An 18,203-nucleotide genomic window follows, 5' to 3' on the forward strand; every position below is an offset into this window, starting at 1 on the left:
AAGGTTTGGGTTAGGATAATAAATGAGTGCAAATTACGCTTTTCTCGATTGGCTAGTATTCGCAAGTTACGGTGCAATTTTATTGCTAAGTGGCTGGTGGTTTAATCGCAAACGCGCTAACTCAAGCCAAGATTTTTTTCTAGGCGGAAATAGCATGCCAACGTGGATGGTGGCTATTTCTGTTTTAGCGACTTCGCAATCAGCGGCAACGTTTATTGGCGGGCCTGATCAAGGCTATCAAGGTGATTTTTCTTATATTGCGACTAATATCGGTGCCTTTATTGCGGCCTTCATAGTATCGGCATTTTTAATTCCGAAGTTCTACCAGCAAAAAGTGTTCACTGTATATGAACTGCTTGAAAAACGTATCGGGCCAAAGGCCAAGCGCCGTAGCGGCATGATGTATTTATTTGGTCGTGTGTTTGCCAGTGGCGCCCGCTTATACATGGCAGCGATTGCTGTGGCGATGATTCTGTATGGCAATATCGATGCCGATAGTGTGGTCATCGCGACTTTAGTATTGGCGCTTGCGGGTCTGCTTTATACCTTTTTGGGTGGCATTCGCAGCGTTATTTATTCTGATGTACTGCAAAGTATCGTTTATGTCAGTGCGGCTATTGCGGTTATTTGGTGCTTGTTGAGTGTTATTCCGGCTGATTTCTCAACCATTATTGCAACTTTGAATGAGCCAAGTCCTGGTGCAGATTCAAAACTTGCGCTGTTTAAATTTGATTTAGATTTTGGCCCGTCAGGTGTGTTTAACATGGCCTCTGTGTTAACGGGGTTTGTGCTATTAAACATCGCTGCATTTGGTTTAGACCAAGATATGACGCAGCGCTTATTAACCTGTAAAAGTCCAAAAGAAGGCAGTAAAGCGTTATTACTATCGGTGGTGATGGTGATCCCAGTTATGGCTATTTTTATCTTTATTGGTTTGCTGCTGTATATTGTTTATCAGCAACCTGCACTAATGAATAGCGAAGCTGGGCAAACGGTCGTACAAGAATTTAATGGCGAAAAAATTACTATCTTTATGTACTACGTATTAAACGAAGTACCAGCCGGGGTTAAAGGTTTAGTCAGCGTGGGTATTATTGCTGCCGCTATTTCTACTTTGAACTCTGGGCTTAGTTCGATGTCTTCAGTCATCGTACAAGATATCTATCGCCCTTACTTGGAAAAACACAATAAACAAGTAAATGACCATCACTTTGTAAAAGCGGGTCGTGTAGGCATGGCTTTAGTAAGCCTTGCTTTAGCGCTTATGGCTATTCTTTGCTATTTCTGGCAGCAATACAGTGATATGCCATTATTAAAATTTGCGCTAAGTGTCATGGTGTTCTCGTACAGCGGTTTGTTAGGTGTGTATTTTACTACCTTGTTCACCAAACGAGGTAGTGAAGGTTCAGTGTTAGCGGCGCTAATAGCGGGCTTTATGGTGACCTTATTAATGCAGCCCTACATGATTGACTGGCTACTACCTGAGTCAATGCGCTTTTACTTAGGATTTACTTGGCAGCTATGCATAGGTACATTGCTCGCAACTATTGTATGTTGCCTAGGTAAAGCGGCACACGAGAAGAGCGCATAAATGGCCTTACGCTATATTTTAGCCATCGATGGCGGCGGCACCAAAGTGTTAGCTGAGCTAAAAGAGCAGGCAAGTGGTGCGACTTTCCGTGCCCAAGCGGGTTCGGCATCAATTTCGATTGATCTTGATTTAGCGTTAGAAAACATTGTTAAAGTGACCCGTGATGTTTGCCAGCAAAGTGGCGCAAAGCCAAGTGAAATTGTCACCGTTATGGGGGTTGCTGGTGGCTCATCGCAGAGTCTTGCTGAACAATTAACAGTGATGCTCAAGCTAGTGTACGAAATAGAATTTGCCAGTTTGCAAATTACCAGCGATGCAATTACGTCATTATATGGTGCTAATCTTGGTGACCCATGTGTGGTTATTGCCCTTGGCACCGGTGCTGTCGGGGCACGATTAAACGCCCAAAAGCAAACAAAGTTGGTGAGCGGCTGGGGCTTTTCCGTTGATGATTTTGGCGGTGGTGCCCGCATCGGCCTGATGGCAGTGCAGCAATTATTAAACGATATAGATATTTATGATTTACCAAAAAGTCGATTAACGGTTCGTTTGAGTGAGCAGCTAGGATGCACTCGTCAAACAATTAGTAGTTGGCTTAAACAAGCAAAACCTGCGGATTATGCAGCATTTAGCCCATTAGTGTTTAGCTTACAAAACGACTGTGAGGCGGCAAAAACGGTATTAACAGAGCATACCCAATCGGTGGTTAGGTTAATAAATAAAAGCCGAGGTAACTCGCCGTTACCGGTGATTTTAATTGGTGGTTTAGCGAAAGTCAGCCAACCATTATTGCCACGAGCCTTACAAAACGAATTATCTCCTTGTAAAGGAGATTCATTAACTGGTGCCGCCATTTTAGCGGCAAAGCATTACCATGACATTATTGAAAAAGGACAACCCAATGAGCCCTGAGCACGTCTTTAAGCAACAACGTGAGTTACTCGAAGAGTTAAACGGTATTGTCTCCGAAGGGCAAAACCCAGACACTTTGGATATCGATCTGCTCAGCTCCACTGAGATCCTCACTAAGATCAATAATGAAGATCACAAAGTAGCGGGTGCCGTGAAACAAGTGATCCCACAAATTAGTGAAGCTGTCGATCATGTGGTTGACGCATTTCAACAAGGTGGCAGGTTAATCTACATTGGCGCTGGCACCAGTGGTCGCTTAGGTATTTTGGATGCAGTTGAATGTGCGCCTACCTATAGCGTTAGCGATCAGCAAGTCCTCGGTATTATTGCAGGTGGTGACACCGCGGTTAAAAAAGCCGTAGAAGGCGCTGAGGATAGTACAACACTTGCTGTTGAAGATTTAAAAAATGTGAGTTTAAACAGTAAAGATGTCGTGGTTGGCATAGCTGCCAGTGGCCGTACCCCCTATGTTTGCTCGGCAATTGAATACGCTAAATCGTTAGGTTGTGTCACTGTGGGTGTTACTTGTAACCCAGACTCAGCTGTGATGCGTTTACCACAAATTGGTATTTGCCCTGTAGTTGGTGCAGAAGCTGTGACTGGTTCTACACGTATGAAATCGGGCACTGCACAGAAACTGGTGTTGAATATGCTAAGTACAGCCAGCATGATCCGCACAGGCAAGGTGTATAAAAACCTGATGGTTGATGTAAATGCCAGTAACGAAAAGCTACATGCTCGTGCTATTCGTATTGTGATGCAAGCAACAGAGTGTTCGCAGCAGCAAGCCGTTGATGCATTAAAGCAAGCAGGGCAAAGCGCAAAACTGGCTATTTTAATTGTGTTGACCGGAAAACCAGCTCCTGAAGCAAAACAGTTATTGTCAAAAGCAGGTGGCTTTTTACGTAAGGCGGTTGAAGAATAATGCGTTTATTAGTTATTTTAGTTCTTAGTTGTTTTGCGCTTTTAGGTTGCCAAGAAACACCTGCACAAGCGCCTAAAAATGCACAGCCTTTACAGGTTGGCGCAGCCAATTTTCAAGCTTATGTTCCTGCATTAAAAGGTAAACGTGTTGGCTTGGTGGTTAATCAAACATCTGTGGTGAATGGTCAACATTTGGTTGATGCCTTACTTGATAAAGGCGTTGTCGTTAGCAAAATTTTTGCCCCAGAGCATGGCTTTCGCGGCGACCATGACGCCGGTGCTCACGTTAAAAGCACAGTAGATGCTAAAACCGGCATTGATGTTGTGTCGATATATGGCAGTAATAAAAAACCAAGCCCTGAGATGCTTGCGGATTTAGATGTTATTATTTTTGATATTCAAGATGTCGGTGTGCGTTTTTACACTTACATCAGCTCAATGCACTACGTAATGGAAGCTGCCGCTGAAAATGGTAAACAGGTAGTGGTACTTGATAGACCAAACCCAAATATAGCCTATGTGGATGGACCTATCCTTGATCCGCAATTTCGCTCATTTGTAGGCATGCACGAAATTCCTGTTTTACACGGTATGACAGTGGCTGAACTTGCTCAAATGATCAAAGGTGAAGGCTGGATAAATGACGCTGATAAGCTTGAGCTAAGTGTCGTGCCCGTTGCAAATTATGACCGTACTATGGCTTATGAGCTACCAATAAAGCCAAGCCCTAACTTACCGAATGCTCAATCAATTGCGCTATATCCATCTTTGTGTTTCTTTGAAGCAACGCCTGTAACTATTGGCCGTGGTACTGATTTTCCGTTTCAAGTTGTTGGTTACTCGCCAGTTAAACTCGGCGAATTTAGTTTTACGCCTAGGGCGATTAAAGGCGCTTCAATGCACCCTAAATTCAAAGGGGTTGAAGTATTTGGTCAAGACTTACGAGATGCTGATATTCAAGGTTTAGATTTAAGTTTGTTTATTTCGGCTTATCAACAGTTGAGCGCGAATGATCAAACGTTTTTTGAACGAGCTGGTTTTATGGATAAACTTGCAGGAACTGATAAATTGCGTTTAGCGATTGAAGCTGGCCAAACTGAGCAACAAATCAAGCAAAGCTGGCAAGCGGATTTGAACGCTTTTAAACGCAAGCGAAGGCCATATTTGCTGTATCAATAATAATTAGATAATTAGAGCGATAACAACGAGGCGCTTGCCTCGTTTTTTTATATTTCTAAAAATTAATTGTGGTATATTCAGGGACTTGATTTATAAGGATATACCATGAAAGTTCATTTAATTGCTGCATTTTCTTTACTCGCTGGCTGCTCACAACTCCCAAACAGTGCAACAAGTAACTCAACCGATGTGCTCGACCTTCGTGATGATAAAAACGCAGCAGAGCAGCTGTGGACACTTAAACATGCAACAAAGCCCAACTATCCTCAAGCTGCTTTAATATCTAAGCAGACAGGCTGTGCGCGCTTTATTATTACTATTGATAAACAAGGTAATACCACCGATATCCGTTTTGTAGAGAGCTTCCCAGAAGAACTATTTATCGATGTGTCGCGAGAGTCACTTAAACATTGGCTGTGGCAGGCAAGTAAAAGTAACAGCGAGTCGCGAGCGATAACCCGAACGGTGCAGCTAGACTACTTCATGATAGAAGCGGCTAATATAGATGCTGCAAAAGCATTTTGTACAATTTAAGCTTTGTCTTTTATTTTTTTGAGGCATAAAAAGGGCCGCAATAGCGGCCCCAACAGGATTGATTAACTTAGAACTTGAAGTTAACTGAAAGCTGCAAACTACGCGGGTTATAGTAACTGCGTGATTCACCAAAGTTTTCATACTGAGCGTACGGGTTTTTGTTGAACCCTGTTTGGCGGTTAAAGACATTAAATAAATCTGCGCGGAATTGTAATTCCATATCACCTGAGAACTTAAAGTCTTGGGTGTAGTTTAAGTCAAGTTGCCAGTGGCTTGCTGTTCTTCGAGAACCCGCAGGTTCTGCATAGCGACTCACATGACTTGAAGCGTATCCGTATTGTGTACCATCCCATGCTTCCCAAGCTTGACCAGATTGGAATACAAAGTAAGCACCAATGTTTGCTTCCCACGGCACAGTGTAGTAACCATACACTTTGACTTTATGCGGTTTATCTCCAGATAGTGTTCCGTAGCGGTTATCCCATGAGTAACGACCACGACCATCACCATAGTATGATGAGCCAATAAAGTTATTAGCATCATTACTTGTTGTGGTATTGTCTTGGTCGAAGTTACCGTAGTAATGACTCCAAACATAAGAAGCATTGATGTAGCTGTTTTCACCTAGGTACTCAGCTTCGATACTGGCTTCCCAATATTTAGTCTCGCCACCATCTACTTCAGCAATAACATAAGATGAACCGCCAATTTCATCGCGGATTTCGGCTAGGTTATCTACATAAAGGCCTTTGTCTGCTATGTGTTGTGGTACACCTTCTGCATCAACACCAGAGTAGTCAGTTAAGCGAGCGTCATTTGGCATATCTTCCCAAAAATGCATACCTTTACGGTGACGTACGTGAGCACGTAATACTAAATCAGAACCCACGTATTTAGTGGTACCAAGCGTGAACTCATTGATACGACGAGGTTTCATACCCTCTTGGAATGCTTTACCTGACGAGCCGCGTCGAGGTGATGCAGAAAGAATATTACCCGAGTCATCAAGTAATAATTCAATTTCTGAGCGTGTGTTACGGTCCCAAGATGCTGCACGAGCTAATGAACTTGCTTCAGGGTTATAAATAGCAAAATTCGCAAATACTGAGTCTTGTTCTGCATAATTCCAAGTTGCACCTAAACGCGGTTGAAGCATATCACTCCAATCTGTTTTATACATTTCGTACTTATGGCCCGGAGCTAACTCGTAACCCGATACTGTTCCCGATTTCTCTTTTAAGCCTTGCCCGTACCAAGTATCTTGGCTCACAAGTAGGCCAATATTATAAGTCCAATCACCATGTTCAATAGTATCGTTTATTTCGAAATTGAGGCTACGCATTTCAGAATTGATACCAGAGACTGTGCTCCCATCAGTTGCTAGACTCATTTGCTGTACATGTGCTCTATATATAGCGTCGGCAGGGTCAAAACCTTCAGTGTCTGCATCAGGATCGACTAAACCTCCTAGGTAAGAGATGCGCCCCCAACCATTTGATAAACGAGTAATCTGCTCTTCACCTTCTTCCCATTTTGCGCCTAAGTGTAGTGTGTGGTAAGTGTCACCCCAGTTAAACTCATGCTCTAAATTAATTTCAAAAGAGTCTCTGTAAAAGTTTTGGTTATCATATTGGGCGTAAGCACCAACACCACCTTCACCTTTCATCACACCATCTTCTAAGTAACCATAAGCATTGATTAATGCTGTAGCTCCCGCATTATAAGAAGCTATTTGCTCTTCTGTGAAAGCACCTTCAGAATCATATTCTCTTAGGTTTGGAACAGAAAAATAACCCATTTGAGTAAGGTTATTGATATCTACTTGGCTAGATAATGATGGAATAACGCTTAACTCAGTATCTGGTTTTGAACCTGTTTCTAATTCAAACTTACTGTATTGGAATGATAGAGTAGTTGCAGAGCCTAAAATCCAAGAGCCATCTAAAGTAAAGATATCTTGGTCAGCTTTACTACCGACAGATACACTGTCAGTTTCGTAAGCGCCAATTGAATCACCTTTAACTTCTTTGTCAGATGTACGCTGTGAAATATTAATTAAAATATCGTCAGTAGGCGCCCAAGTTAATTTACCAAAGTATTCATCGCGAATACTTTCATAGTCCTTCACATCACCGTAAGCGGTAGCTTTGTTCGCTTTAGTTTCTTCTGGGCGATAATAAGAGGTATAGAAATATAATGTATCCTCAATAAGTGGGCCGCCTAAGCTTGCTGTTAACCAGCTTTTATCAAGCTCATAGCTTTCTTCACCAACAGGTGTTGCAACAAAGCTTTTTGGTTGTACTTTGTATTCTACATTGCCGTGAAACTCGTCAGTACCTGATTTTGATACGGTGTTAATTGAGAAGCCACCTGAGCGGTTAAAACCAACCGCTTTTGCACCACCGCGGTCCATAGTAACGTAAGCAACGTCGTGAGTTGATGGCTCTGATGCTAAGTTACCAAACATTGGCATTGAAACATTTACACCGTCAAATCCATAAGAGTTATCAACCCCAGAGCCACCCGCTGACGGACCTAAAATTGTATTTGCCGAAAGCTCAACACCTGGTACAAGTTTTAATAGGTCACGATAATCTTGACCAACAGGCACGCTGTTGATTGCTTCTTCACCTAATGAGTTAGTTAGTGCAGACTTACCTTGGCGGAATAATTTACTGCCGGTAACCGTGATGACTTCAACGTTTTCGTTAGCACCACCCATAGTGACGTTTAGGCTCGAAGTTTGTTCAAGTAAAACATCCACAGTCATGGTTTGAGTTACACCGTTTTTATCGGTGAAAGTCAGTTCATAAGTACCCGGTTTTAATTGTGGTAAGTCGTAGCTGCCGTCTTCTCGTGTAACGACAGTACGTGGTTTTGGCATCACATTACTTTTTGCTGTAACGGTGATCCCCGCCAGTGACTGCTGTGCTTCTGGTGATGATACCTTACCTTTGATCCCCCCGGTTAGATTTGCAAAGGCTGGCGCGCTGGCGAGTGCCGCGGCCATAACAACACCGGTTAAGGCTGTTTTCTTTGCGCGAAGTGCATTGCTAGTCGCTTTTGCTATATAGCTCATTGCGAGTGTGGATGCATGTTGTTTCATTGTTTCCCGTCCTTATATTTATATGCTTTGCTGGACTACTTACCCAATTGAGACTTATGAACTTTAAAATTATGTTGCCCATATATTAAACAGGTGTTATTGAATGTGGTCAAGAATATTTTTTTATTTTAAGGTGTGTTTTTAGGAATAAAATATATAACCGATTTTAGGTAAAGCTTAGCAATAACTAGCCTTAGCGAGTGGCTAATTTAGTGTTAGCAAAACTTTGTAAGAAATTATGACTTTTTGGTCAGTACCTTAGCTAAACGAGTAAATGATTTAGAGGGTAAAAATGAATTGTTAATTACAAATATAAAATAGACACAAAAAAAGCAGCCTAAGCTGCTTTTTAGTATTTAAGTAACTTTAATGAAGAAATTAGTTATTCTTAAATTCGCCAACAACTTCATTAGAATGTTCTAGTAACTTACGGCCTTGACGGCTTGATTGCGTTAGGGCTATAAACAAAATATCAATGACAAAATCTTGTGCCGTTCGCGCTAAAATTGACGATAAACGTACAGACTCACCCTCAGCAACCGAGTAAAGTTTTACATCAGCTGAGTCGGCAACAAGGCTACTGCCAAATTTTGTCACTGAGATCACCGAGCTTGAATTTTTCTTGGCTTGCTTAACAACTTCGGCAATTTCGCGAGTCATACCTGATTCACTAATCGCGATGACCAAATCACCTTTCGAAAAGGTCGCAACATACGCAAGTTGTGCATGCCCATCTGGCTCTGCAATTGCAGGCATACCGAGTTTTTGCAATTTATAAGAAAAATCTTTTGCAACCAGCGCTGAGCCACCTAAACCACAAATCAGAATACGTTTTGCTGATTTTAATAGCTCTACCGCTTTTTCGACGGCAGGCGCTTCGTTGAGGTTTTTTGTTTCGGTTAACACCGCCAATTTACTGCTTAATAGTTTTTCGGCGATTTGCTCTAGCGAGTCATTCAGGGTGATCTTGCCATGTAGCTTAGGTTCGCTCGTTTCATCGTTAAGGGCATCAATTACCGCAAGCTTAAAAGCAGGGAAGCCTTTATAACCTAACTTTTGCGAAAACTTCACCACACTTGATTGGCTTACACCAACCACTTTTGCTAGTTCAACCGATGATAAATTACGAATCGCATTCGCTGAATTTAACGTAAAGTCAGCAAGCTTAGCTTCGCTGCTCGATAGAGATTGGCGTAAGGCTTTAATTTTTACAAAAGTAGACATAGGGCTCACTTTGTTTGCTTAACTTAGTCAAAACGCAAAGCATGGTTCTATTATAAACACAGGGCTTGGGCGCATTGTTTGCTTAACACGACGACTTATTTTTGTTTTAGCAGACCTAAGTTTGGAATATTTTTCTTAATTTAGATGGAATAATATAGTTTTATTCCATAATAGATACAACACTAATTATTGAGAAAGCCCTATTTTTAGTAACTTAGCGATAATGTATGCTTTTTATTCTTTAAATGTGAAATAAAATATTTTACATGTTAAGTGGGTGTTGCTACTGTATTGCTGAGAATCGTCAATGCTTAAATCATCAGGTATGAATCTGTTATGAGTTTTACCCCTTTGAAAACATTACTTAAACAGCTGTGTTATCTCAGTAGTGCGGCATTATTAGTAAGCTGTGCCAGTAATCCATATACCTACACACAATCAGCTAATTACAGCCATCGTGTTAAGTTCTTAGTGATGCATTACACCGCTATTGATTACGAAAAATCAATGCGTGCGCTCGTGGATGAAGGGGGATTGAGTTCACATTATTTATTACCCGAATCAGGCGATCCTAGTTACCCAAAAGATGATTTAGAAATTATTCAGCTAGTTGATGAAAAAGATAGAGCATGGCACGCCGGACGCAGCTTTTGGCAAGGCCGAGAAGATTTAAATGATCATTCAATTGGTATTGAAATAGTGAATGTACCAAGCTGTCATACTCCGGAGCAAACTAAGCTTGCGATGGAAAATGACGCCAGTAAGTTATGTATTTTTCCTGACTACGACGCTAAGCAAATAGAGCTACTAATCAAGCTAAGCAAAGATATTCTTGCTCGTAACCCAGATATCGGCCCAACTCAAGTTATTGGCCATTCTGATATTGCTCCAAGCCGTAAGAACGACCCAGGTCCGCGTTTTCCTTGGTATCAACTGTATAAAGCAGGTATCGGTGCGTGGTATGACAGCAACACCGTTGATAAGTATTGGCAGCTATTTAGCGCATCAAAACCTTCTGTTGAATTAATGCAAAAAGCATTGCGCAGTTACGGCTATGAGGTGATTGCAACGGGTCAGCTTGATTCGCAAACGCTCGATGCCCTAAGTGCTTTTCAAATGCACTTTTTGCCTTGGCATGTAAGCGGTAATAGTGATGCAAGAAGTGCCGCTGTGCTATTTGCATTACTAGATAAGTACTTTCCTAAAAAGCTTGAGCGGTTATTTAAAGAATATCAGCAGCAACAGCAAGCGGTTGAGCCTGCGCCAAAAACACTGGCCAATGCACAAGTTGTAGCGCGTATTCCGGCGCTTGATCCGAGTAGCCGCGCGCTAGTGAATGACAGAGGCACTTTTATAGCCTATAAAGGTCGCGGTGAAATCATCATTGAAAATCAAGATGCAACCAGTGCTGATATTTTCATTAATGGTGAAAAAATTAATATTGCCTCACCATTAACAGCCGAAAAAATATATCAATACAGTTTAGCTAAACGCACCCGCGATGGCATTAACACTTATAAGGTAGAGAATGTGTTGCCTGAAGGGGCAAGCTTAACCTTACGTTTTCCTTACCCAACGCTTGATACAAACAACAGTCAAAAGCGTTTTAGTGCCGTTGATGAGTTAATTAATCATGAGATTAAAGAGGGCTTTCCGGGCGCAGTACTTGCCGTTATTAAAGATGGCAAGTTGATCAAACTAAGCCATTATGGCGCGGCTAAAAAGTACCATGCTGATGGCAGTGAGCTTGCAAGCCCACAAGCCATGCAAAACGATACCTTGTTTGATATAGCTTCAAATTCAAAAATGTTTGCCACTAACTTTGCGCTGATGAAGCTTGCCAGCGAAGGAAAACTCGACGTAGAAAAACCGCTGTTCTATTACCTACCAGAATTTAGAGGCAGCGGTCGTGAACAGCGTTTAGTAAAAGATTTACTCACCCACAGTGCGGGTTACCCAGCAGTGGTTGATTTTCATCGTAAGGACAATAAATTTGGTGAGCGCTTTTTTTCTCAAAACAGCCTGCGTACTAAAAACCTGTTATTAACAGGCGTGCCTTTTGTGGCTGGTCGTAACGTAAAACACCTATATTCTGATATCGATTATATGTTACTTGGTGTGCTGGTAGAGCGTATTAGTGGCATGGCGCTCGATACCTATGTTGAGAGTCAAATTTATCAGCCGCTTGGTTTAACGCATACGGTTTATAACCCATTGCAAAAAGGCTTTTTAGCTTCGCAAATTGCCGCCACTGAGATTAACGGCAACACCCGAGGTGGTCGCATTGAGTTTGAAAATATTCGAACCGATGTACTGCAAGGTGAAGTACATGATGAAAAAGCGTTTTATGCTTTAGGTGGTGTAGCGGGGCATGCAGGGCTTTTTAGTACCGCCGGTGATTTATCCGTGCTTATGCAGGTACTACTCAATGGTGGCGGCTACGACAACAAGCAAATTTTTACGCCACAAGTACTTGAGCAATTCACAAACTCCCAAGCAAGCGATGAGACCTATGGGTTAGGGTGGAGACGCGCTGGGCATCAAGCGCGCAAATGGCATTTTGGCCCTTATGCTAGCCCGCGGGCTTATGGTCATACGGGCTGGACAGGCACTGTAACCGTTATTGACCCCGAATACGACCTTGCTATTGTACTACTAACCAACGCGCGTCATACCCCTATTGAAGGCTCGCAAAAAAATTACCAGTTTGTCGGCAAGCGTTTTGAAACAGGTAAGTATGGCTCTATTATCTCACTGATTTATGAGAGTATATTAAATCACTAGTCGAATTAAGTTGAGTTTGGTGGCAAAGCCATTAAGCTTAGCAAGTTTTCGCATAATAAAAATAAAATGTTGTTCTTAATTTAAAAGGGTTTTTATGTCTTGGTATTCAATTTTACCACCCTTGATTGCTATCTTAATTGTGTTTTGGCGCAAAGAAGTGATCATGGCGTTATTAGTCGCTGTTGCGTCGTCTGAGTTTTTACTTGCTCTGAATGGTGAAGGTAATACCTTGTTTTTCACCTTTATCAATACCATAGAGCGAGTCATTGAAGTTGCCAGCTCCCCTGGTAATAGCCGTATCCTTATTTTTAGTGTTCTAATTGGTGCTTTACTTGCCTACATTCGTGAATCTGGCGGTGTGGCTGCGACGGTTAATTTACTGATGAACAAAGGGGTTGCAAAAAGTAAGCGCCAAGTGGGTTACTTAACCATGTTCTCAGGTATTGCGGTGTTCATTGAATCGAACTTAAGTGTATTAACCTCGGGGATTTTATCGCGTGGTTTGTTTGATAAATTTAAAATGAGCCGAGCGCGCCTTGCTTACATTATCGATAGTACTAGTGCACCTGTGTGTATCTTAATCTTGCTAAATGGCTGGGGCGCTTATGTGTTGGGCTTGCTTGGCAACTACGAAATGGAAGAGTCAGCTGTATCGGTATTATGGGGCAGTATTGGTTATAACTTCTATGCCATTATCGCGCTACTTATCGTGTTTTATACGATTACTTTCGACAAGGTACATGGCCCATTAAAGCAAGCAGAAGAAAATTTTGAACAACAAGAAACCGAACTAACAGAAGAAGTCAAAGGCTCAAAAGCGCGTTACATGCTTGTGCCACTTATCACTTTAATTGGTAGCATGGTTGGTTTTATGTTCTGGACTGGCGATGGCGATATTGCCAGCGGCAGCGGCTCTAAATCAGTGCTGTATGCAACTATTTTAGCTTGTGTTGTGGCTTACTTTTTAATGATTAGCTCGCGTGAATTTACGCATCATAAGCTGGTTGATATTGGCTTTAAAGGAATGGGTGAGTTACTGCCATTAGTGTCTATTGTATTACTTTCACTCACTTTAGGTGCAAGCTTAAAAGACCTAGGTACGGGTGTGTTTGTAGCTGGGCTAGTCGGTGATTTCTTACCTATTTACTTGGTTGTGCCAGTGCTGTTTTTAACCGGTGCAGTAATTTCATTTACCACAGGTACTTCGTGGGGCACATTCGCAATACTTATTCCAATTGGTGTACCGCTCATTCAAGCATTAGGTTTACCACCTTCATTGGTCATTGCTGCTATTCTAGGTGGTGGTGTGTTTGGCGATCACTGCTCGCCAATCTCAGATACCAGCGCAGTATCGGCCATTGCATCAGGGTGTGATTTATTAACTCACGTAAAAACCCAAATGCCATATGCCTTATTCGGCGGTGCGCTAACTTTTATTGCTTACCTAGTGACGAGCATAATTGTTTTATAAGTAATAGCTTTAAGCCTTAAGTTATAAGTAAAAAACCACAGAGGAGTCTGTGGTTTTTTATTGCTTGTAACGTAAGTCGTATGTTCAAGTTTGATAGCCGTCAGCCGTCAGCCGTCAGCCGTCAGTTTGAAAGCTGATGGCTCGTTGAACCATCGCGCGAAATAAAATTCACGCCTACGGTATTCCTTTACTCTTTCCCCTTGTAACTCGCTAACTCGTTTTAAATCTGATAGCTGACGGCTGAAAGCTGATAGCTCTGAGGTGTTGGGTTTCGCTTCGCTCTATCCAACCTACGATTTAGGTACAACCTTATAAACACCGACACCATCAACACCAAGATATAAATCACCATTAGGATGGGTGGCAAGGCTGCGCACGCGACCTACACCTTCAAATACCTTACTGTGGCCTGTTACTTTGTCACCATTAAGTTTCACTAACACAAGGTGACCAAACTTCATCGAACCTACGGCAATTTGACCTTGCCACTGAGGGTATTTATCGCTGGTGATAAATTCCATTCCAGAAGGGGCAATGGAAGGCACCCAATACCAATCAGGTTGTTCCATTCCCTCGCGACTGGTTTCGTCAGTAATTTTTGTACCAATGTAGTTGATCCCATAAGTGATCTCAGGCCAACCATAGTTAGCACCTGCTTTAACTATGTTGATTTCATCGCCGCCACGGGGGCCATGTTCATGACTCCATATAACCCCAGTTTCTGGGTGCATCGCCATACCTTGAGGGTTACGGTGTCCATATGAATAAATACTTTTGTGAGTTGTTTTATGGTTATAAAACGGGTTTGATTTAGGGATAGAGCCATCGCTATTGATACGGTGAATTTTGCCAGCATCATAGTCAAGGCTTTGTGGGTGAACGTCTCTTTTGCCACGGTCGCCAATAGAGAAGTACAAGTAACCTTGTTTGTCGAACTCAATACGCGAACCATAGTGTTTTGTTGTTTCAATATTAGGCTCGCCATCAAACAATAATTGCTGATCGATAAGAGCCATATCTTTAAAGCGGGCGCGCATAATCGAGGTGTTATAACCCTCACCATCGCCTTCATAGCCCGAGTACGAAAAGTAAATCCAGCCATTGTCGGCAAAGTTCGGATCAAGCTCTATGTCTAATAAGCCCCCTTGACCTTCATCATGTACTTTAGGTGTGCCTTTAACTATTTGCTCAACGAGTTTGCCATCACGAATTAATCTAAGCTCGCCACGTCTGTCGGTAACGAGTAAGTCACGCTCGTTAAGCCAAGCCATACCCCACGGAATTTGAATTCCTTCACTTACTAATTCTAGTTTGTAGTCATTAGCGCTAGCATCCAGAGGGATCTTTTGCTCCGGCTGAGCACACGCTTGCAAGCTCGACAAGCTAATTGAGGTAATGATTAAACTGTTAAACAAAGACCTTTTCATGGTAACTCCATAATATTTAAACACGATGTTACTAGCCTAGCTGGTTCAGCATTAAATTGTTATTAACATTAGAGCAATGTGCGATTATTGGTAGGAAAAGCGAGGTAAAGAGTGGAGTATTAGCCGTCAGTTTGAAAGCTGATGGCTCGTTGAACCATCGCGCGAAATAAATTTCACGCCTACGGTACTCCTTTACTCTTTCCCTTTGTAACTCGCTAACTTGTTTTAAATCTGCTAGCTTAGCAAGTTCTTATTCTTAAAAGGATTTAACCAGTCGTATGAAGACAGAAAAGTTTTTTAAATGGGTGTGGAATGTTAACGGCCTAATTTTACTTATGGGCTTAATCATTGGAGCAGCAGCAATAGGGTATAACTTTGTTGCTTACTTACTAAAGTCCGATAACCATGTTCAGCAACAAACACTAAACTTAGCTGAAGATGAAAAGCAGCAAGAAAAGTGGAAACTGGGTTACCCCCGTAAGGTCGAGGGGAGTGATTTTTACTTTATCCCGTTGGAATCAGAAAAACTGGATATCGAGGTGAAAGCTGATGTAACAGTTTACAATAATTTTAGCGGTGGTTATAAATACAGACCTACGCGCTCAAAGAACATTTTGTTTCTTAATGACAAAACCAATCACGCCAAGTGGCTATTTAAAACAACGGATCAGTTGATCATAGAGTTTGGTGCTTTAAGCCATTACGAAGAGTTTGATACTCGAGTTTACAATGAGCAAAAAGCCAATGCTCCTAAGGCCGTTTCTTACGAAGTTATCAAAAACGATACCAACAACGACAAACTGCTCGATGGCAAAGATAAGCGCACCTTCGCGCTAAGCAAGATTGATGGCTCAAACTACAGCGAAGTTATTTCAGGTTACAACCGCATTGTAGAGTCTAACCTCAACGCTGAGGGCAATTTATTCGTTGTATTTATCAATAACGATGAAGTTTACTCTATGCTGATAGACCTAGATACATTTGAAGTGATTAGTAAAAGCATGCTGCCGAAGGTAGGGGAGTGAAATTGATTTCTTAATATTTACAGCTTCTGGCTAATCATTTGAAGTAAGGTGTTTGTTTTATAATTAAGAAGGCGAAGTTTCTATTTTATATCTTGGTAATTTTTTGTATCATTTTATTTTAAAAGCATTCTTATATTGCATTTAGTCGGGAGAAATTGCATGGATGATAGTGGCTTAATTAGTTTCTTCAGAGTCGAGGATTGCGGCCTTTATAGAATTAGAAGAAACGCAGAAAGTGAGTTCAAAAGTGATGACTTTACTTCCGTTTCAAAGGAACTTTATGATTGGCTAAAAGATAGGAATGTTTTAAATACGATTCCATGGGATCCTTCTGAACACCCAAGAAGAGATAAAGTTTATTGCAAAGATGTCACTTTTGATGAAGCAACAGGTGATTACTTATTTGTTTTATGGTTTGCGAATTCAGATGCCGCTGGTGAGGTCGGAGGAATTGATCTAAATGCGAAAGTTGGTGAAACAACCAATGATTCTGAAAAAATAGAAGCCAAGAACTCTTCAGGTAAGGAGTTAACTATCGGAAAAGCAATGTATTATTGGTTTATCCCCTCCTTAAACCTTGTAGCTTCTATCAACTTTAAACATTCAAAAGCTGATAATGATTCTTTTACAAATTTTGTTAAAAGATGGTTCGATAATAAACATAAGCATCCGAATAAGAATGTAAGTAGATCAACACATGAGGATCCAAGAACGGGTCTTGAAATTTCACGAGTTTCTGTTTCATATTTATCTGATGATCGTAAATACTCAATGAGTTTTAAGTTTAAAGCTACTGAGAAAGAAACAAATATTTTTAGTATAGACAAGCGCCAACTTGCAAAAAAAATATCCCATGTAGTAATTAGAGACACTGTTTCTACCACAGCTATTTCTGAAAGAAGTTCAGGAGTAAAACTGTGGGATAAATTAAGTAAAAAGAAAGTCAATTCTCGAAGAACTCAACAAATAGAGGTTGTTGAGCAGGTAACTCTTAGCGAAGACGAAATTGATAGTATTATTAAATTATATGAAGATGAAATTAAGCCAAATGACACATGGAACAATATTGGTTTCAGAGAAGTTGATTCAGGAAATACGAAATGGTTCTCATCTTATACCCACCGACCAAAAATTTTGATTAATGAAAATTTGAAGCACAATAAACTTTTTTTCAATGCTGAAACTATGTGGAAAGAGATTACCGACAAAAGAGATGATCTTTTATTAAATATGAAGTCACATTTAGAGTCAGAAGTGCAAACAAAAGAAAAAGGTAATGAGTCAAATTTAGAGGCCATGGTTAAGAGCAATGATGCTGGATTAGGCCATGCTGTCGGAGAGTCTTAATGAAATATACTATAGCTGTACTGGCTGTTTTATCATTCATTTTGGTGTACTTTTTTTCTGCAAATTTAGTTTCAACAGAAATTAAAGATATCTTAAGCGGGCTTTTAAGCATTTCTGCTGCTGTATTGACTATTAGCGGATTGTGGTTGGCTATACTATATCCTGAAGCTGTAAGAGATTTGGCAAAAGAAAAAATTGCATCATCTGAAGAGACTTACAATGTCAAGGTTGTAGAAAAGCTAGTGATTTGTATAGTTTCTTCTGCATTTATTATGGCTTTTGTTGTTTTGAGAGGCTTAATTTATAGTTTTTATAGCCCAGGTTATAATCTTTCAATTGATCAATACTTAAACTTTTTTGGGCTGTGGGTTTTAGTTTTTGCTATATTTATGCAGCTTTTAACTTTTTTCGTTGTAATAACTTTATGTTTGGATTTTGCATCGAAACTACATGATTTATTGGAAGATAAAAAAGGAAAAGACGATTTATTGTAATGGCTTTAGGTTGCTTTGAATTTATTAATATAGAATTGTCTCAAAAAATAGAAACTTTTTTAGAGATTGTTTTTTGAGTGTTTGAAATGATATTAAAATATTTGAGTGGATTCTAAATTATCATTAATTAGTTTTAATTCCACTCTTATTTTAATATTTTATTGATTGTCTCAAGTCTGGCTGTT

At 40.8% G+C, this 18,203-nt stretch carries 13 protein-coding genes; 10 read left to right on the plus strand and 3 right to left on the minus strand.

Going from position 1 to position 18,203, the window contains the following annotated elements; all coding sequences use genetic code 11:
* The first annotated feature begins 22 nt into the window (after nucleotides 1-22).
* The 5 genes from AOG27_RS01585 (at nucleotide 23) to AOG27_RS01605 (ending at nucleotide 5,140) form a co-directional block, all read left to right on the plus strand.
* The gene (locus AOG27_RS01585; RefSeq protein WP_054551258.1) at nucleotides 23-1,591 is read left to right on the plus strand and encodes a sodium:solute symporter; all 1,569 of its coding nucleotides are present in this window, start codon (nucleotides 23-25) and stop codon (nucleotides 1,589-1,591) included.
* Nucleotides 1,592-2,503 carry a BadF/BadG/BcrA/BcrD ATPase family protein gene (locus AOG27_RS01590; protein WP_054551259.1) on the plus strand — a complete coding sequence of 304 codons (912 nt, stop codon included), beginning with the start codon at nucleotides 1,592-1,594 and terminating at the stop codon, nucleotides 2,501-2,503.
* Entirely contained in the window at nucleotides 2,493-3,428 is a 936-nt protein-coding gene (gene murQ / locus AOG27_RS01595; RefSeq protein WP_054551260.1) for an N-acetylmuramic acid 6-phosphate etherase, read from the plus strand. Before AOG27_RS01590 ends, murQ begins: the two co-directional genes overlap by 11 nt.
* On the plus strand, nucleotides 3,428-4,606 hold the full coding sequence (locus AOG27_RS01600; protein WP_054551261.1) for an exo-beta-N-acetylmuramidase NamZ domain-containing protein: 1,179 nt from the start codon (nucleotides 3,428-3,430) through the stop codon (nucleotides 4,604-4,606). Before murQ ends, AOG27_RS01600 begins: the two co-directional genes overlap by 1 nt.
* Nucleotides 4,607-4,711: 105 nt before the next feature.
* Nucleotides 4,712-5,140, plus strand: coding sequence for an energy transducer TonB (locus AOG27_RS01605; protein ID WP_054551262.1), 429 nt, complete (start codon nucleotides 4,712-4,714; stop codon nucleotides 5,138-5,140).
* Nucleotides 5,141-5,207: 67 nt separating this feature from the next.
* Here AOG27_RS01605 and AOG27_RS01610 read toward each other — a convergent pair whose 3' ends face one another.
* Together AOG27_RS01610 and AOG27_RS01615 are read right to left on the minus strand one after the other, a co-directional pair.
* Nucleotides 5,208-8,246, minus strand: coding sequence for a carboxypeptidase regulatory-like domain-containing protein (locus tag AOG27_RS01610; RefSeq protein ID WP_054551263.1), 3,039 nt, complete (start codon nucleotides 8,244-8,246; stop codon nucleotides 5,208-5,210).
* 378 nt (nucleotides 8,247-8,624) lie between these two features.
* Nucleotides 8,625-9,470 carry a MurR/RpiR family transcriptional regulator gene (locus AOG27_RS01615; RefSeq protein WP_054551264.1) on the minus strand — a complete coding sequence of 282 codons (846 nt, stop codon included), beginning with the start codon at nucleotides 9,468-9,470 and terminating at the stop codon, nucleotides 8,625-8,627.
* A gap of 336 nt (nucleotides 9,471-9,806) precedes the next feature.
* Here AOG27_RS01615 and pbp4b point away from each other — a divergent pair, with 336 nt between their 5' ends.
* Both pbp4b and AOG27_RS01625 read left to right on the plus strand, forming a co-directional pair.
* On the plus strand, nucleotides 9,807-12,254 hold the full coding sequence (pbp4b, locus tag AOG27_RS01620; RefSeq protein WP_082389163.1) for a penicillin binding protein PBP4B: 2,448 nt from the start codon (nucleotides 9,807-9,809) through the stop codon (nucleotides 12,252-12,254).
* Between the two features lie 94 nt (nucleotides 12,255-12,348).
* Nucleotides 12,349-13,725, plus strand: coding sequence for a Na+/H+ antiporter NhaC family protein (locus AOG27_RS01625; protein WP_054551265.1), 1,377 nt, complete (start codon nucleotides 12,349-12,351; stop codon nucleotides 13,723-13,725).
* A gap of 290 nt (nucleotides 13,726-14,015) precedes the next feature.
* Here the strand turns inward: AOG27_RS01625 and AOG27_RS01630 are convergent, their stop codons facing one another.
* Entirely contained in the window at nucleotides 14,016-15,152 is a 1,137-nt protein-coding gene (locus AOG27_RS01630) for a PQQ-dependent sugar dehydrogenase (RefSeq protein ID WP_054551266.1), read from the minus strand.
* A gap of 278 nt (nucleotides 15,153-15,430) precedes the next feature.
* On the opposite strand from AOG27_RS01630, the gene AOG27_RS01635 reads away from it, so the two are divergent.
* The 3 genes from AOG27_RS01635 to AOG27_RS01645 all read left to right on the plus strand — a co-directional run bounded on the left by AOG27_RS01635 (nucleotide 15,431) and on the right by AOG27_RS01645 (nucleotide 18,018).
* Nucleotides 15,431-16,177 (plus strand): hypothetical protein, encoded by a 747-nt coding sequence (locus AOG27_RS01635; RefSeq protein WP_054551267.1) that lies wholly within the window; start codon nucleotides 15,431-15,433, stop codon nucleotides 16,175-16,177.
* Nucleotides 16,178-16,336: 159 nt separating this feature from the next.
* On the plus strand, nucleotides 16,337-17,524 hold the full coding sequence (locus AOG27_RS01640; RefSeq protein WP_054551268.1) for a hypothetical protein: 1,188 nt from the start codon (nucleotides 16,337-16,339) through the stop codon (nucleotides 17,522-17,524).
* A complete protein-coding gene (locus AOG27_RS01645) occupies nucleotides 17,524-18,018 on the plus strand; it encodes a hypothetical protein (RefSeq protein WP_054551269.1) in 495 nt (164 codons plus the stop codon). Before AOG27_RS01640 ends, AOG27_RS01645 begins: the two co-directional genes overlap by 1 nt.
* The last annotated feature ends 185 nt before the right edge of the window (nucleotides 18,019-18,203 follow it).

It is taken from the genome of Pseudoalteromonas lipolytica (assembly GCF_001306915.1).
Lineage (GTDB): Bacteria > Pseudomonadota > Gammaproteobacteria > Enterobacterales > Alteromonadaceae > Pseudoalteromonas > Pseudoalteromonas simplex.

Bases quoted from the DNA above. Each gene is read 5' to 3' on its own strand.
- murQ (WP_054551260.1), top strand. From the start codon at position 2,493: ATGAGCCCTGAGCACGTCTTTAAGCAACAACGTGAGTTACTCGAAGAG.
- AOG27_RS01605 (WP_054551262.1), top strand. From the start codon at position 4,712: ATGAAAGTTCATTTAATTGCTGCATTTTCTTTACTCGCTGGCTGCTCA.
- AOG27_RS01635 (WP_054551267.1), top strand. From the start codon at position 15,431: ATGAAGACAGAAAAGTTTTTTAAATGGGTGTGGAATGTTAACGGCCTA.
- AOG27_RS01645 (WP_054551269.1), top strand. From the start codon at position 17,524: ATGAAATATACTATAGCTGTACTGGCTGTTTTATCATTCATTTTGGTG.
- AOG27_RS01585 (WP_054551258.1), top strand. From the start codon at position 23: ATGAGTGCAAATTACGCTTTTCTCGATTGGCTAGTATTCGCAAGTTAC.
- pbp4b (WP_082389163.1), top strand. From the start codon at position 9,807: ATGAGTTTTACCCCTTTGAAAACATTACTTAAACAGCTGTGTTATCTC.
- AOG27_RS01615 (WP_054551264.1), bottom strand. From the start codon at position 9,470: ATGTCTACTTTTGTAAAAATTAAAGCCTTACGCCAATCTCTATCGAGC.
- AOG27_RS01600 (WP_054551261.1), top strand. From the start codon at position 3,428: ATGCGTTTATTAGTTATTTTAGTTCTTAGTTGTTTTGCGCTTTTAGGT.
- AOG27_RS01610 (WP_054551263.1), bottom strand. From the start codon at position 8,246: ATGAAACAACATGCATCCACACTCGCAATGAGCTATATAGCAAAAGCG.
- AOG27_RS01630 (WP_054551266.1), bottom strand. From the start codon at position 15,152: ATGAAAAGGTCTTTGTTTAACAGTTTAATCATTACCTCAATTAGCTTG.
- AOG27_RS01590 (WP_054551259.1), top strand. From the start codon at position 1,592: ATGGCCTTACGCTATATTTTAGCCATCGATGGCGGCGGCACCAAAGTG.
- AOG27_RS01625 (WP_054551265.1), top strand. From the start codon at position 12,349: ATGTCTTGGTATTCAATTTTACCACCCTTGATTGCTATCTTAATTGTG.
- AOG27_RS01640 (WP_054551268.1), top strand. From the start codon at position 16,337: ATGGATGATAGTGGCTTAATTAGTTTCTTCAGAGTCGAGGATTGCGGC.